This window comes from Barrientosiimonas endolithica, from assembly GCF_030296655.1.
Lineage (GTDB): Bacteria > Actinomycetota > Actinomycetes > Actinomycetales > Dermatophilaceae > Barrientosiimonas > Barrientosiimonas humi.
The window spans coordinates 204,017-218,097 of sequence record NZ_AP027735.1; the positions used below are offsets into that span (position 1 = coordinate 204,017).

A 14,081-nucleotide genomic window follows, 5' to 3' on the forward strand; every position below is an offset into this window, starting at 1 on the left:
ACCGAGTACTTCAGCTGCTGCAGCTTGCGCAGGTATCCTCGGTGCCGGAGCGGGAGACCGCCGACGCCGCGGCCTCCTTGTCGCCGCGCTTGAGCGCGGCGTCCTGCAGCACGACCTTGACGTACTGCTGGGTGAGCGTCGAGGCGCCCTGGGTGCTGCCGCTCACCGTGTTGGAGACGAGCGCGCGGGCGAGGCCCTGCGGGTCGACGCCGCCGTGCTCGTAGAAGCGCTTGTCCTCGATCGCGACCTGCGCCTTCTGCATGATCGGCGCGATCTTGCTCAGCGGCACCACGATGCGGTTCTCGTCGTACGGCGTCGCGATGACCGAGCCGTCGGTGGCGAGGATGCGGGACTGCTGGTTGAGCGGGTTGACCTCCAGCTCACCGGGCAGGCCCTCGAAGAGCGCCACGCTCTGCTTGGCGGCCTGGCCGGACGCGCCGACGGCCGGCAGCACCAGACCGGCGCCGAGGAGTCCGAGGACCACCGCTGTCGCGACGAACGCACCCAGCAGGCTGAGCACGTTGGCCACACGTGTAGCACGGTTCGCAGAGGGCATGCTCGCCAGCGTAACCGCCGAACCTGTGCCGGCCGCGCAGCCGCGGGCGGCGAGCGTACGCCCGGTGCCGCGGGCGACATCGCGGTGACATAGTCCTGAAGGACTAGAAACAATTAGTCCCGGAGAGGCCTGGCGACGCCGCCCCTCCCTTCGTAGGGTCACGGGGACGCCAAGGGGGTTGGCGTCGCCCCGTAACCCGTGCGGGGCAGGAGGTCAACGGAGGCCATCACATGACAGTCACGTCCGAGGCCGTCATCTGGGACACCAACTGGGCCGCACGCGCGGTCTGCCGCACAGGGTGTCCCGACGAGCTGTTCGCCAAGGGGGCCGCGCAGCAGTCTGCGAAGGTCATCTGCCAGCGCTGTCCCGTCGTCGCCGAGTGTCTTGCCGACGCTCTCGACAACCGCACCGAGTACGGCGTCTGGGGAGGGATGACCGAGCGTGAGCGGCGGGCCCTGCTGCGTCGCCGGCCGGAGGTCCGTTCGTGGGCGTCGTTGTTCAAGGCCGCCCGCGCCGACGAGATGGCTCAGCAGGCCTGAGCCGAGAGCAAGAGAAACGACCTGGCCGCCCCTCGGGGGCGGCCAGGTCGTTTCTCGTTGCCGTGCTCGCGTCAGGTCGTGCTCACTGGCCGGCGAGGTAGTCGCCGATCTCGCGCAGCTCCTGCACGTCGTTGACGTCGTGCGCCCCGGCGGGCACCTGCACCAGCGCGATGTCGGGGTGGGCCGCGACGAACCGGCCGATGGCGGCGGCGTGCCGGGTGCCCTGCTCGTCGAGGTCGGCGTGCACCCGCAGCAGCCCCGCCGAGTCGGCGCGGGTCCACGGCTGCTGCGGCTCGGCCGGCTCGGCCTCCAGCTGCTCGGCCGCCGCCAGCGCCCGCGCCCCGCTCAGCGACGGGACGTAGGTCATCTGCACCCGGTTGGCCACCAGGCCCGCGAGCGGCATGTCCTCCTCGGCGAGCCGGTCGATGAAGTAGGACGCCTCGCGCAGCGCGTCGCGCTCGGGCGTTGCCACGACGACGAACGCCGTGCCGGGCGCCTTGAGCAGGGCGTACGTCTGCTCGGCCCGCTCGCGGAAGCCGCCGAACATGGTGTCCAGCGCAGCCACGAACGTCTGCATGTCTTGCAGGAACTGCGCGCCGAGGATCTTGCTCATCGCCGAGGTGACCGCGCCCATCCCGACCGACACGACCTTGACGTAGGCCTTGCCGCCGACCCGCGCCGGCGCCAGCAGCAGCCGGATGAAACGACCGTCGAGGAAGGACCCGAGGCGCTTCGGCGCGTCGAGGAAGTCCAGCGCCGAGCGCGACGGCGGGGTGTCGACGACGATGAGGTCCCAGCGCGGGCGGCCGTCGACCTCCTCGCCGATCAGCTGTCCCAGCCGCTCCATCGCCATGTACTCCTGCGTGCCGGCGAACGAGCTGGAGACCGCTTGGTAGAAGGGGTTGGCGAGGATCTGCTCGACCTTGTCGGGGGCCGCGTGCGTCACCACGACCTCGTCGAAGGTGCGCTTCATGTCGAGCATCATCGCGTCGAGCGAGCCGCCGCCGGACGTGTCGATCGTCGGCACCGCGACGGGCTCGTTGCCCATCTCCTCCAGGCCGAGCGCCTGCGCCAGCCGGCGCGCCGGGTCGATGGTCAGCACCGCGACGCGGCGCCCCGCCTCGGCGGCGCGCACCGCGATCGAGGCGGCGGTCGTCGTCTTGCCGACGCCGCCCGCCCCGCAGCACACGACGGTGCGCACGGTGGGGTCGGCGATGATGGCGTCGACGTCGAGCACGGGCGGTTCGCCGGTCATACGGCTCCCTGGTCGTGAAGGGCGGTCGCGAGCTCGCGCAGGCCGCCGGCATCGAGGCCCTGCGGCAGCAGCGGCAGGTCATGCGTCGGCAGCCCCACCGCGGACAGCGCCCCTCGCTCCTCGGTCTCGAGGGCGACCCGCGCGCCGAGGTCGCGGCCGGCCTGCACGAGGCCGTCGACCAGCACCGGGCCGACCCGCAGCCCGGCCTCGCCGAGGTGGGCCTCCAGCGGAGCCGGGTCGAGGTCGTCGAGCCGGGCCAGGGCCGCGTCGGACAGCGGGCTCTCGCGCACCTGGTTGACGACGATGCTGCCGACCCGCATGCCGAGGTCGCTGATCTGCTCGACGGCCTCGAGGGTCTCCTGCACCGGCATCTCCTCGAGCAGGGTGACCAGGTGCACCACGGTCTGCGGCGAGCGCAGCAGCTCGGTGATCGAGTCGGCCTGCTGGCGCACGGGTCCGACCTTGGCCAGGTCGGCGACCTCGTGGTTGACGTTGAGGAAGCGGCCGATGCGCCCCGTGGGCGGCGCGTCGAGCACGACCGCGTCGTAGGTGTCGCCGCGCTTCTTGCCCGGGGTGCGGCCGACGGCCTCGTAGACCTTGCCGATGAGCAGCACGTCGCGCACGCCGGGGGCGATCGTCGTGGCGAAGTCGACGACGCCGAAGCGCTCGAGCAGCCCGCCGGCCCGGCCGAGCTTGTAGAAGAGCTGGAGGTACTCCATGAGGGCGGCCTTGGCGTCGACGCTCAGCCCGACGACCTCGCCGCCGCCGAGACCGCGGGCGACCTTGGTCTCCTCCTCGCCGAGGCGGGGAACGTCGAACGCCTGGCTGATGCCCTGGCGGCCCTCGACCTCGCACAGCAGCACCCGCTGACCCGCGCCCGCGAGGGCCATGGCCATCGCCGCCGCGACGGTGGTCTTGCCGGTGCCGCCCTTGCCGCTGATGACGTGCAGCCGCGGAGCGGCGCTGGCGGTGGGACTCACGAGGAAGACCCTAACCGGGGGCTCACCGCGTCCAGCACTTCACCAACTCGGGTGAAGGCCGCGCTGGTCGGGTCGATCAGGGCGAAGTGGTCGACGCCGGGGAGCATGCCGAGCGCGGTGTCGCCGCCGACCTCCTCGAGATAGCTGGTCGAGACCTCCAGCGGCACCCGGTCGTCGGCCTCGCCGTGCAGGATGCGCACCGGGCGAGGGGCGCGCCCAGCCGCGCGGGGTCGGCGGCGTCCCACGCCTGCGGATCGTCCTCGGGCGGGACGCCCAGCAGCGCGAGCGCGGCGTCGCCGTCGAGCTCGAGGCGGTGCACCAGGTGCAGGTCGGCGCACGGAGCGAGCGCGACCGTGCCGGCCAGCGCCGGGCGTACGGCGGGGTGGTGCTGCAGCCACAGCACGAGGTGACCGCCCGCGGAGTGGCCGACCAGCACCACCGGGTCGGGCAGCCCCTCGTCGGCGACGACGGCCGCCGCTGCCGCCGTGACGTCGTCTCGCAGGTCCGGCCAGCCGCCCTCGGCGGCCCGACGATATTCGATCGTCGCGACGTGAAAACCGTTGGCGGCCAAGGCTTCCGACTGACCGGTCGCGTGCGCACGGTCGTACGCCGGGCGCCAGAACCCGCCGTGCACGACGAGCGCCGTCACGCCGCGGGCAGCCCCGCTCGGGGCGCGCACGTCGTAGACCTGGTCGGGGTGGGAGCCGTACGCCGTCGTGCGGTCGACCGGGGTCGTCGCCGTGGCGAGCCGGGTGAGCACGGAGGTCACGAGCACGACCGTACTCGCGCGTAGCCCCTCCCCGTGGCACGGTGCGAGAAGCGCTGTGGGACGGTGCGAGAAGCACACGTTTTCCCGGACAACGAGGTCCGGATCAGGAGGGTCTGCATGAGTCAGCTGGAACGCGTCCGCCCGGTCTCGGGGTCGGGTCGCCCGCACGTCGTCGTCGTCGGTGGCGGGATGGTCGGACTGTCGACCGCCTGGTTCCTCCAGGAGCACGACATGGACGTGACCGTCGTCGAGCGCAGCGGCATCGCCGCCGGCTCCTCGTGGGGCAACGCCGGCTGGATCTCGCCGGGGCTCGCCGTGCCGCTGTCGGACCCGTCGGTGCTGAAGTACGGCCTCAAGGCCGTCCTCGACCCCGACTCCCCGCTCTACCTGCCGCTCACGCCCGACCCGCAGCTCGCGCGCTTCCTCGTCGGGTTCGCTCGCCGCTGCACGCCGGGTCAGTGGATGGCGACCATGCGCAAGTACGTGCCGATCAACCGGCGCTCGCTGGCGGCGTACGACGTCCTCGAGGCCGGCGGGGTCAAGGCGATCGCGCACGAGGCGCCGATCATGGCGGCGTTCCTGCGCGCCGCCGACGCCAAGGGCCTGGAGCACGAGGTCGAGCTCATCCACGAGGCCGGTCTCGACCTCGACACCCGCGAGGTCGGCAACGCCGAGCTGCGGGCCGAGCTGCCGATCGTCAGCGACCAGGTCGAGCGGGCGATCCGCATCGGCGGCCAGCGGTTCATCGACCCCGGCGCCTATGTCGCCGCGCTCGGCGACGCGGTGCGCGACCGCGGCGGCCGGCTGGTCATCGGCTCCAACGTGCGGGCGCTGCGGCACGGCCACGAGGGCGTCACGCTCGAGATGTTCAGCGGCGAGCCGATCAGCGGCGACGCGGTCGTGCTCGCGACCGGCGCCTGGCTGCCCGACCTGGCCAAGGCGTGCGGCGTGCGGGTGCCGATGCGCGCCGGCCGCGGATACTCCTTCTCGGTCGCGGTCACCGACCCGGCGAACCGCCCGGTGCCGAGCCCGGTCTACTTCCCCTACGAGCGCGTCGCCTGCACGCCCTACGGCGACCGGCTGCGCGTCGGCGGCACGATGGCGTTCGAGGACACCGACGCCCCGCTCAACATCGAGCGCGTCGACGCGATCGTCAAGTCGGCCCGCCCGCTGCTCAGCGGCGTCGACTGGGACGACCGCGAGGACGTCTGGGTCGGCTCGCGCCCGGTCACCGTCGACGGGCTGCCGTTCATCGGCGCCACCAAGGTGCCCCGGGTCTACGTCAACGGCGGCCACGGCATGTGGGGCATCACCCTCGGCCCGCTGTCGGGCCAGCTGCTCGCGCAGGCGATGGCGACCGGCGAGGTGCCGCCGGAGCTGGCGCCCTTCGACCCGACCCGCTGACCGGGTCCGGACGCAATACCGTGGTGGCCATGACTTCCTGGGAGTACGCCACCGTCCCCCTCATGATTCACGCGACCAAGCAGATCCTCGACCAGTGGGGCGAGGACGGCTGGGAGCTGGTGCAGGTCGTGCCAGGTCCCGACGGCAACGGCCTGGTCGCCTACCTGAAGCGACCGAAGGAGAGCTGATCGATGTCGACCGTCGAAGACAACCTGGCCGCCCTGGGCCTGTCGGTGCCCGACGTGGCCGCGCCCGCGGGGTCGTACGTCCCCGCGCTGCGGCACGGCAACCTCGTCTACACCTCCGGCCAGATCCCGGCGGTGGGCGGCGAGCTGCAGGCCGTCGGCAAGGTCGGCGCCGAGGTGTCGGCCGAGGAGGCGCAGGCCTGCGCCCAGACGTGCGTGCTCAACGCGCTCGCCGCGGTCAAGGACGTCGTCGGTGACCTCGACAAGGTGACCCAGGTCGTGAAGGTGCTCGGCTTCGTCGCCTCCGACCCGGCGTTCGACGGGCAGCCCGGCGTCATCAACGGCGCCAGCGACCTGCTCGGCAAGGCCTTCGGCGACAAGGGCGCGCACGCCCGCTCGGCGGTCGGCGTGGCCGTGCTGCCGAAGAACGTCCCGGTCGAGGTCGAGATCGTCGTCGCCGTCGAGGACTGACCCCGATGGCCCCTGAGCCGGTGACCCGCCCGCGCGACTTCCGGGTCGGGCGCCGGCTCGGCGAGCACGCGCTCGCCATGCTCGAGGGCGCGTCGCCGAGTCCGACGTGCCGCGGCCCAGGCTGGCCGCCACGGTGCTGCTCGTGCGCGACGCCCCGACCGCACCCGACCCGCGGAACGCGGTGCAGGTGTTCATGATCCGCCGGGTCCCCACGATGGAGTTCGCCCCGTCGATGTGGGTCTTCCCCGGCGGCGGCGTCGACCAGCGCGACGCCGCCACCGACGTGCCGTGGGCCGGTCCGTCGCCCGCCGAGTGGGCCGAGCGCATCGGCGTCGACGAGGCCACCGCGCGCGAGCTCGTCATCGCCGCCGTGCGCGAGGTGTTCGAGGAGTGCGGGGTGCTGCTCGCCGGCCCCGACGACGCCTCCGTGGTCGGCGACGTCTCCGGCGACGCGTGGGGCCAGGAGCGCGCCGCGCTGCTGTCGCGCGAGCAGTCCTTCGCCCAGCTGCTCTCCCGCCGCGGCCTGGTGCTGCGCTCCGACCTGCTCACGCTGCGCGACCACTGGGTCACGCCGCCGTTCGAGCCGAAGCGTTACGACACCTACTTCTTCGCGGCGTTGCTGCCCGTCGGCCAGATCCCCGACGACGCCACCACCGAGGCCGACCTGTCGGTCTGGGTCGACCCCGACGCGCTGCTCGACGAGGTCGCCGCGGGCGAGCAGCGGATGATGCCGCCCACCGTCGTCAACGTCGAGCGCGTCGCCCGGGCCCGCTCGGCTGCGGATTTCGTCGCCGAGCGACCCCCGGTCGTGCGGGTGATGCCCGAGCCGGTGCGCGAGCAGGACCGGGTGGTGCTGCGCGCGCACCTGCCGAGCGAGGACCTGCCGAGCGAGGACCTGCCGAGCGGGCAGGACTAGGCGAGACCGGCGTACGCCGGGGGCGGGGTGGTCGACCGGGCGGGCTCAGCCCGTGGCCAGCACCCGGAGCCGGGTGAGGTCGCCGTTGAACGTGTCCTGGTCGATGGGCGTGTCGCTGTACTGCCAGAACGTGTAGTAGCCCCAGCCGGCGGGCAGCTCGCCGGGGGTGCTGGCGTAGCGCGCGATCCACAGCGGGTTGGTCGCGCCGAACCGGGTCGTGCTGCCCGTGCAGGTCTTCCACCAGTCGGTGGTCGTGTAGATCACCGCGTCGCGGCCGGTGAGCTGCTTGTAGCGGGTGGTGAAGCTGCTGATCCAGCTGACCATCGCGGTCTGGCTGAGGCCGTAGCACGATGCGCCGTAGGGGTTGTACTCGATGTCGAGCACGCCGGGCAGGGTCTTGCCGTCGCGCGACCAGCCGCCGCCGTTGCGCGCGAAGAACTCCGCCTGCGCGGCGCCGGTCGAGCGGTCCGGCAGCGCGAAGTGGTAGGAGCCGCGGATCATGCCGACGTCGTAGGAGCCGGTGTACTGCTGGGCGAAGTAGCTGTTCCGGAAGCCGGTGCCCTCGGTCGCCTTGACGTAGGCGAAGCGCTTGCCGAGGTTCCACTGGCCCTGCCAGTCGACGTTGCCCTGCCAGCCGGACACGTCGATGCCGGGCACGCCGCCGGTGGCCTGCGGCTGGGGCGTGGCGCGCGGGCTCGGGGTCTTCCATCCCATGTAGGCCTCACCGGGTTTGACGATGCCGGCCGAGCGGGCGCCCGGCGTCGGCTGGGGCGGGGTGGCGGCGTCGGCGGGCGGGGCGGCCAGTGCGACGCCGACGAGGGCGGCGCAGGCCGAGGCGAGCAGGAGACGGGCGTGGCGGAGGGGTTCATCGTGGAGACCTCGGGGCGGAGGGGAGAGGGGGCAGGTCGGACGCTACGGAAGGGCAGGTCAAGAGTGGGCAAACCGCGGCGGTCGATCGGGCGGATACCGTGACGGCATGGTGACGCCCCCTGGCGCGGCGACGCGGGCCCTCGGGTCACGGCGCTGCTGGCGCCCAACCCCGGCCCGATGACCCTCGACGGCACCAACACGTGGGTGCTCGGCGACGCGCGCAGCGACGAGGTGGTCGTGGTCGACCCCGGCCCGCTCGACGAGGCCCACCTGCAGGCGGTGCTCGACCACGCCGCCGGTCTCGGGGCGCGCGTGGCGCTCACGCTGCTGACCCACCACCACGCCGACCACACCGAGGCGGCGCAGCGCTGGGCCGCGATCACCGGCGCACCGGTGCGCGGCGCCGGTCGCGGGGAGCCGCTGCGCGACGGCGAGCAGCTCGAGGTCGGGGAGTGCGCCTCACCGTGCTCGCCACCCCGGGCCACACCAGCGACTCGGTGTCGTTCCACCTGCCCGACGACGACGTGCTGCTGACCGGCGACATGGTCCTGGGGAGGGGTACGTCCGTGGTCACCCACCCCGACGGCGACGTCGGGGCCTACCTGGACTCCTTGGACCGGATGGCCGGGCTCGGGGTGGCGGTGATCGCGCCCGGTCACGGCCCGGTCGTCGACGACCCGGCGGCTCTGCTGGCCTACTACCGCGACCACCGGCTGGAGCGGCTGCGCCAGGTGCAGGCCGCGCTCGACGACGGTGCTGCGGACGCAGGTGACGAGGACGCGGTGGTCGAGGCGGTCGTACAGCGGGTGTATGCCGACGTCCCGCGCGACGTGTGGCCCGCGGCGCGCCAGACCGTCAAGGCCCAGCTGGCGTACCTGCGCGCGACGCCCTGAGCCAGGATCCCGGCCGGCTGGGGGAGAGCCGACCGCCCGCCGGACGACGGCGGCCCAGAAAGTACGACGGCGGCACAGAAAAGATCTGTGCCGCCGTCGTGGTATCTGTGCCGCCGTTCTTCAGATCAGCGGCTCACGGTTCGGCGACGATGCCACGGTTCGGCGACGATGCCGACAGGCGCGCAGCGCAGCAAGCGGCTGGCGGAGGAGGAGCCGAACCCAGAAGGAACTACCGCGCGCGGCGCTGGAGGCGGTCGACGTCCAGGAGCAGGACCGCGCGCGCCTCGAGCTTGAGCCAGCCGCGGCCGGCGAAGTCGGCGAGCGCCTTGTTGACCGTCTCGCGGGAGGCGCCGACCAGCTGGGCCAGCTCCTCCTGGGTGAGGTCGTGGGCGACGAGGACGCCCTCGTCGCTCTGCCGGCCGAAGCGGGCGGCCAGGTCGAGCAGGGCCTTGGCGACGCGGCCGGGGACGTCGGTGAAGATCAGGTCGCCGAGGGCCTCGTTGGTGCGGCGCAGCCGGCGGGCCAAGGCGCTGAGCATGGTGACCGCGACCTCGGGACGCTGCTTGAGGAAGGCGGTCAGGTCGTCGTGGCCGAGGCCGACCAGCTCGGAGTCGGCGACCGCGGTGGCGGTGGCGGTGCGGGCGCCGGGGTCGAACAGCGACAGCTCGCCGAACATCTCGCCGGGGCCGAGGATCGCCAGCAGGCTCTCGCGGCCGTCGCTGGAGGTGCGGCCGAGCTTGATCTTGCCGTCGGTGATGACGAACAGCCGGTCACCGGGTTCGCCCTCGCGGAACAGCTCTTCGCCACGCGCGGCCCGGGCGCGCGTGGTCGAGGCGAGCAACGCCTCGACGTCGGCGTCGTCGAGCGAGGAGAACAAGGGGAGTTGCGCAGCACGTCGAGATCCACGTCACACATCCTGCCACGCTGCCTCGGGCCGGTCGGTGGCGCATCGCCCGTCGGTGCCGCGGCCTATCGTCGGGGGCGTGAAGCCCCTGGACATCTCCCACGAGACGCCGGTCGGTCTGAAGCGTCGCGCGCGCAAGACCTACCGCGTGCTGCAGGAGACCTATCCCTATGCCCGCGCCGAGCTGGACTTCGAGACGCCGCTGCAGCTGCTCGTCGCGACGATCCTGTCGGCGCAGACCACCGACGTGGGCGTCAACAAGGTCACGCCCGAGCTGTTCCGGCGCTTCCCCGACGCCGCGGCGCTCGCGGGGGCCGACCGCACCGAGATGGAGGAGCTGCTGCGGCCCACCGGGTTCTACCGCGCGAAGACCAACTCGGTGATCAACCTGGGCGCCGCGCTGGTCGAGCGGTTCGACGGCGAGGTGCCGGGCCGGCTGAAGGACCTCGTCACGCTGCCCGGCGTGGGCCGCAAGACCGCGAACGTCGTGCTGGGCAACGCCTTCGGCGTGCCGGGCATCACCGTCGACACCCACTTCGGCCGGCTGGTGCGCCGCTTCGGGTGGACCGAGCTGACCGACCCGGTCGAGGTCGAGCACGCCGTCGGCGAGCTGTTCCCGCGCAAGGACTGGACGATGCTCAGCCACGTGGTGATCTTCCACGGGCGGCGCATCTGCCATGCCAAGCGCCCGGCGTGCGGCGCCTGCCCGATCGCCCGCTGGTGCCCGTCGTACGGCATCGGCGAGACCGACCCGGCGCTCGCCGAGAAGCTGCTCAAGTTCGAGAAGGCGCCCGGCGCCGCGCCGTTCCCCGGCACCGAGGCGGCGGGCGCCGCGACCCCGGCGGCGACCCGGCCGGCCCCGGGGCGCGGGGATGAGCCGCACCGGTCCGCCGGTGCCCGCCTGGCTCCAGCTGGTCGCCGACACCTCCCACGACGACATGGAGCTGGTGCAGCGCACCGCCCACCTGCCGGGCGGTCGCGAGTCGGCGGTGCTCATGCTGTTCGGGCCGGCGCCCGAGGGCGTGGAGCGCATCGGTAACTCCGGCGGCGCCACCCTGGTGCTCACCGAGCGGGCGCACACGCTGCGCTCGCACCCGGGCCAGGTGTCCTTCCCCGGCGGGCGCGTCGACCCGACCGACGACGGGCCGGTCGACGCCGCCCTGCGCGAGGCCGAGGAGGAGATCGGGGCGCTGCGCAGCGGGATCGACGTGGTCGGCATGCTGCCGCAGCTGCCGCTCAGCGTCACCGGCTTCTCGGTCACCCCGGTGCTGGGCTGGTGGCGGGAGCCGATGCCGGTGGGTGTCGTCGACCCGGCCGAGGTCGCGCGCGTCGTGGTGGTGCCGGTCGAGGAGCTCACCGACCCGGCCAACCGGTTCATGGCGGTGCACCCCGCGCGGGCGTTCGCGGCGCCGGCCTTCGAGGTGCAGGGTCTCTACGTCTGGGGGTTCACCGCGATCCTGATCGCGGAGTTCCTCGACCTCGCCGGGCTGACCCGGCCGTGGGACACGAGCGACGAACGTCCCGTGCCCGCCCGCTTCCTGGTGCGCTGAGACCGCGCTCGCGCACCCGGGGCGGCGCTGCACGGGTCAGCGCTGCGCGACCCCGGGGAGCCAGTCGAGCAGGATGCGGGTCGCCTCGTCCGGCGCCTGCTCGGGCACGAAGTGGCCCACGCCGGGGAGCCGCTCCTCGCGGTAACCGCCACGGCAGTACGCCTGCGAGCCGCGCGTCGACTCGGTGAGCACGCAGCCGTCGGCGGCGCCGTGCACCAGCAGCGCCGGCACCGGCACCGGCTGGGAGAGCCGGTTGACCATCCGGCGCCCGTCGCTGCGCAGCACCGAGCGCACCACCCAGCGGTAGTACTCCGCCGCCGAGTGCGCGACGAACGGCAGGGTCAGCGCCCCGGCGTAGCGCTCGACCAGCGCGGCGTCGGGCCAGGCGTCGTCGCCGGACCAGGCGCGCATGAGCTTGCGGGTGTATCGCGGCCCCGAGCTCATCGCCCGCTCGGGCAGGAACGGCGTCTGCATCGACCACAGATAACCGTTGGCGCGGATCTGTCGCGGGTCGGTGCGGGAGGCCTGGCGCAGGACCAGCGGGTGCGGCATCCCGAACGCCGCGACGCCCTGGGTCACGTCGGGCTGCATGGTCGCCATCGCCCAGGCGATCCAGCCGCCCCAGCCGTGCCCGGCCACCACGGCGCTGCGCACACCGAGGCAGCGCACGACCGCGGCGGCGTCGGCCGCGAGGGTGAAGGTGTCGTAGCCCTGCGGCGGCTTGTCGGACGCGCCGTAGCCGCGCAGGTCCATCGCGACGACCCGGTAACCGGCGTCGGCGAGGGCGGGGATCTGGTGGCGCCAGGCCCACCAGAACTCCGGGAAGCCGTGCAGCAGCAGCACCAGCGGGCCCTCGGAGTCGCGGCCGGCCTCGACCACGTGGAAACGGGCGCCGTTGGCCGCGAGCATCCGGTGGGTCCACGGACCGTCGATCAGGACGCTCGACACGTCGTCAGCCATGCTCACCCCCGCACGTTCTCGGCCTCGGCATGCGTGCGGGGCGGTCCCGGTCGCCACCGGTCCGCCCCGCACGTCAGGCGTGACGTCAGCCCTTGGAGGGCTTGATCGCCTGCACGGTCTTCTGCGCGTTGGCGATGGTCTTCTTCGGCCCGCCCTGCATCTTCTTCAGCTGGCTGCGACCGACCAGCGCCAGGACCAGCGCGACGACCCCCAGCACCAGCGCCACGATCAGGAAGCTCAGCCAGCGCGACAGGCCCGCGGCGTACAGCCCCCAGGCCCCGGCCGTGAGCAGGAAGCCGAGCATGTAGAGCGCGACCACGCCGGCCGCGGCCAGCATGGCGCCGCCCTTGCCGGCCTTCTGCGCCTCGGCCTTCATCTCGACCTTGACCAGGTCGATCTCGCCGCGCACGATGCCCGACATGTCGGTCGTGGCGTCAGCGACCAGCTGGCCGAGCGTACGTTCGGAGCCGTTGGTGCGGTCTGCCATCGCGTCCTCCTGTGACAAAGCCTTCATGTGACCGGGACGGTGCGTCCCGGCTGGCCCGTGCGGGCCACCTGACCAGCCACCCTACCGACAGGTTGGCTCGGCCTCACGCGCCGCCGGGTGCCTTCTGGTAGACGTCGGGGATCCCGTCGGCATCGGTGTCGAGTGTCTCGGACTCCTGGATGCGGCGATACACCTTGTTGCGCGTACGCAGCACGAGCGCTGCGAGCAGCGCCGACAGCAGCGAACCGGTGAGCACACCGATCTTCACGTGCTCGTCGGCGTCGGAGCCGGCGCCGAACGCCAGCTCGCCGATCAGCAGCGACACGGTGAAGCCGATCCCGGCCAGCAGGCTGAGCCCGACCACGTCGGCCCAGGCGAGGTCGTCGTCCAGCTCGGCCCGGGTGAACTTGGACATGAAGAACGTCGCGCCGAGCACGCCGATGACCTTGCCGAGCACCAGACCGGCGACGATGCCGAGGGTGATCGGGTCGCGGAACGCCGCGGCCAGGCCGCCGCCGACGACGGTCACGCCGGCGGCGAAGAACGCGAAGACCGGCACGCACAGGCCGGCCGACAGCGGCCGCACGCGGTGCTCGAAACGGGTGCACAGCGACGGCTCGCCCTCGGCGAGCGGCCGCACCGGCACGAGCAGGCCGAGCACGACGCCGGCGATGGTGGCGTGCACGCCGGACTTGTAGACCAGCACCCAGGTGATGATGCCGATCGGGATCAGCAGCCACGGCGAGCGGACCCCGCGGCGCACGAGCAGCCAGAAGACGATCATCGGCAGCACGCCGAGGCCGAGGTAGACCAGGTTCAGGTCGCTGGTGAAGAAGATCGCGATGATCGTGATGGCGATCAGGTCGTCGACGACCGCCAGGGTCAGCAGGAACGAGCGCAGCGCCGACGGGAGGTACTGCCCGAGCACGGCGAGCACGGCCAGCGCGAACGCGATGTCGGTGGCGCTCGGGATCGCCCAGCCGGTGAGGTTGCCGTCGCCGATGCTGTTGACCAGCACGTAGATCAGGGCGGGCATGGCGACGCCGCAGACGGCGGCGACGATCGGCACGGCGGCCTTCGCGCGGTCGCGCAGGTCGCCGACGACGAACTCGTGCTTGAGCTCCAGACCGACCACGAAGAAGAAGATCGCGAGCAGGCCGTCGGAGGCCCAGTGGGCCAGGCTCATCTCGAGGCCGAGCGAGGCCGGCCCGACCTTCAGGTCGCGCAGGCCGGTGTAGCCGTCACGCCACGGCGAGTTGGCCCACACCAGGGCGGCGACGGCGGCCAGCAGCAGCAGCGCGCCACCGACGGTCTCGGCGCGCAGCACATCGGCGACGCGCTT

At 73.0% G+C, this 14,081-nt stretch carries 15 protein-coding genes and 2 pseudogenes; 8 read left to right on the top strand and 9 right to left on the bottom strand.

Annotated features, from left to right (window positions below; translation table 11 throughout):
• Window positions 1-10: 10 nt before the first annotated feature.
• Entirely contained in the window at window positions 11-556 is a 546-nt protein-coding gene (locus QUE40_RS01000; protein ID WP_289232052.1) for a transglycosylase domain-containing protein, read from the bottom strand.
• 230 nt (window positions 557-786) lie between these two features.
• Between QUE40_RS01000 and QUE40_RS01005 the strand changes: the two genes are divergently transcribed.
• The gene (locus QUE40_RS01005; protein WP_211344702.1) at window positions 787-1,095 is read left to right on the top strand and encodes a WhiB family transcriptional regulator; all 309 of its coding nucleotides are present in this window, start codon (window positions 787-789) and stop codon (window positions 1,093-1,095) included.
• 82 nt (window positions 1,096-1,177) lie between these two features.
• On the opposite strand, the gene bagB is transcribed toward QUE40_RS01005, so the two are convergent.
• From bagB to QUE40_RS01020, 3 genes are all read right to left on the bottom strand, one after another.
• The gene (gene bagB / locus QUE40_RS01010) at window positions 1,178-2,350 is read right to left on the bottom strand and encodes an ArsA family ATPase (RefSeq protein WP_289232053.1); all 1,173 of its coding nucleotides are present in this window, start codon (window positions 2,348-2,350) and stop codon (window positions 1,178-1,180) included.
• The gene (bagA, locus tag QUE40_RS01015; RefSeq protein WP_289232054.1) at window positions 2,347-3,330 is read right to left on the bottom strand and encodes an ATPase BagA; all 984 of its coding nucleotides are present in this window, start codon (window positions 3,328-3,330) and stop codon (window positions 2,347-2,349) included. The genes bagB and bagA overlap by 4 nt, the downstream gene beginning before the upstream one ends.
• Window positions 3,331-3,406: 76 nt before the next feature.
• Complete coding sequence (locus QUE40_RS01020; RefSeq protein ID WP_289232055.1) at window positions 3,407-4,099, bottom strand: alpha/beta hydrolase; 693 nt, start codon at window positions 4,097-4,099, stop codon at window positions 3,407-3,409.
• 117 nt (window positions 4,100-4,216) lie between these two features.
• Between QUE40_RS01020 and QUE40_RS01025 the strand changes: the two genes are divergently transcribed.
• The 4 genes from QUE40_RS01025 (at window position 4,217) to QUE40_RS01040 (ending at window position 7,075) form a co-directional block, all read left to right on the top strand.
• The gene (locus tag QUE40_RS01025; RefSeq protein WP_289232056.1) at window positions 4,217-5,503 is read left to right on the top strand and encodes an NAD(P)/FAD-dependent oxidoreductase; all 1,287 of its coding nucleotides are present in this window, start codon (window positions 4,217-4,219) and stop codon (window positions 5,501-5,503) included.
• Between the two features lie 29 nt (window positions 5,504-5,532).
• Complete coding sequence (sp36, locus tag QUE40_RS01030) at window positions 5,533-5,691, top strand: Sp36 family protein (RefSeq protein WP_142007821.1); 159 nt, start codon at window positions 5,533-5,535, stop codon at window positions 5,689-5,691.
• Window positions 5,692-5,694: 3 nt separating this feature from the next.
• Window positions 5,695-6,159: a RidA family protein gene (locus QUE40_RS01035; protein WP_142007822.1), complete on the top strand. Its 465-nt coding sequence runs from the start codon at window positions 5,695-5,697 to the stop codon at window positions 6,157-6,159.
• 106 nt (window positions 6,160-6,265) lie between these two features.
• On the top strand, window positions 6,266-7,075 hold the full coding sequence (locus QUE40_RS01040; protein ID WP_289232057.1) for an NUDIX hydrolase: 810 nt from the start codon (window positions 6,266-6,268) through the stop codon (window positions 7,073-7,075).
• Window positions 7,076-7,120: 45 nt separating this feature from the next.
• Here QUE40_RS01040 and QUE40_RS01045 read toward each other — a convergent pair whose 3' ends face one another.
• A complete protein-coding gene (locus tag QUE40_RS01045; RefSeq protein ID WP_289232058.1) occupies window positions 7,121-7,789 on the bottom strand; it encodes a lysozyme in 669 nt (222 codons plus the stop codon).
• Between the two features lie 333 nt (window positions 7,790-8,122).
• Here QUE40_RS01045 and QUE40_RS19575 point away from each other — a divergent pair.
• Window positions 8,123-8,838 (top strand): annotated as a pseudogene (locus QUE40_RS19575) (MBL fold metallo-hydrolase).
• 229 nt (window positions 8,839-9,067) lie between these two features.
• On the opposite strand, the gene QUE40_RS01060 reads toward QUE40_RS19575, so the two are convergent.
• Window positions 9,068-9,715: a Crp/Fnr family transcriptional regulator gene (locus QUE40_RS01060; RefSeq protein ID WP_289232059.1), complete on the bottom strand. Its 648-nt coding sequence runs from the start codon at window positions 9,713-9,715 to the stop codon at window positions 9,068-9,070.
• Between the two features lie 106 nt (window positions 9,716-9,821).
• Between QUE40_RS01060 and nth the strand changes: the two are divergent.
• Together nth and QUE40_RS01070 are read left to right on the top strand one after the other, a co-directional pair.
• A pseudogene (nth, locus tag QUE40_RS01065) lies at window positions 9,822-10,553 on the top strand (endonuclease III); the annotation flags it as partial.
• A 184-nt stretch (window positions 10,554-10,737) separates the two neighbouring features.
• A complete protein-coding gene (locus QUE40_RS01070; protein ID WP_289232060.1) occupies window positions 10,738-11,292 on the top strand; it encodes an NUDIX hydrolase in 555 nt (184 codons plus the stop codon).
• Between the two features lie 36 nt (window positions 11,293-11,328).
• Here the strand turns inward: QUE40_RS01070 and QUE40_RS01075 are convergent, their stop codons facing one another.
• The 3 genes from QUE40_RS01075 to nhaA form a co-directional block, all read right to left on the bottom strand.
• Window positions 11,329-12,252: an alpha/beta fold hydrolase gene (locus QUE40_RS01075; RefSeq protein ID WP_289232974.1), complete on the bottom strand. Its 924-nt coding sequence runs from the start codon at window positions 12,250-12,252 to the stop codon at window positions 11,329-11,331.
• 85 nt (window positions 12,253-12,337) lie between these two features.
• Window positions 12,338-12,739 (bottom strand): phage holin family protein, encoded by a 402-nt coding sequence (locus QUE40_RS01080; RefSeq protein WP_142007829.1) that lies wholly within the window; start codon window positions 12,737-12,739, stop codon window positions 12,338-12,340.
• A 103-nt stretch (window positions 12,740-12,842) separates the two neighbouring features.
• Window positions 12,843-14,066 carry a Na+/H+ antiporter NhaA gene (gene nhaA / locus QUE40_RS01085; RefSeq protein WP_350227030.1) on the bottom strand — a complete coding sequence of 408 codons (1,224 nt, stop codon included), beginning with the start codon at window positions 14,064-14,066 and terminating at the stop codon, window positions 12,843-12,845.
• Window positions 14,067-14,081 lie beyond the last annotated feature (15 nt).

Excerpts from the sequence above, each read along its gene's own strand:
- QUE40_RS01075 (WP_289232974.1), bottom strand. The coding sequence starts at position 12,252 with ATGGCTGACGACGTGTCGAGCGTCCTGATCGACGGTCCGTGGACCCAC.
- QUE40_RS01080 (WP_142007829.1), bottom strand. The coding sequence starts at position 12,739 with ATGGCAGACCGCACCAACGGCTCCGAACGTACGCTCGGCCAGCTGGTC.
- QUE40_RS01070 (WP_289232060.1), top strand. The coding sequence starts at position 10,738 with ATGCTGTTCGGGCCGGCGCCCGAGGGCGTGGAGCGCATCGGTAACTCC.
- sp36 (WP_142007821.1), top strand. The coding sequence starts at position 5,533 with ATGACTTCCTGGGAGTACGCCACCGTCCCCCTCATGATTCACGCGACC.
- QUE40_RS01025 (WP_289232056.1), top strand. The coding sequence starts at position 4,217 with ATGAGTCAGCTGGAACGCGTCCGCCCGGTCTCGGGGTCGGGTCGCCCG.
- QUE40_RS01005 (WP_211344702.1), top strand. The coding sequence starts at position 787 with ATGACAGTCACGTCCGAGGCCGTCATCTGGGACACCAACTGGGCCGCA.
- bagB (WP_289232053.1), bottom strand. The coding sequence starts at position 2,350 with ATGACCGGCGAACCGCCCGTGCTCGACGTCGACGCCATCATCGCCGAC.
- QUE40_RS01000 (WP_289232052.1), bottom strand. The coding sequence starts at position 556 with ATGCCCTCTGCGAACCGTGCTACACGTGTGGCCAACGTGCTCAGCCTG.
- QUE40_RS01045 (WP_289232058.1), bottom strand. The coding sequence starts at position 7,789 with ATGGGATGGAAGACCCCGAGCCCGCGCGCCACGCCCCAGCCGCAGGCC.
- QUE40_RS01035 (WP_142007822.1), top strand. The coding sequence starts at position 5,695 with ATGTCGACCGTCGAAGACAACCTGGCCGCCCTGGGCCTGTCGGTGCCC.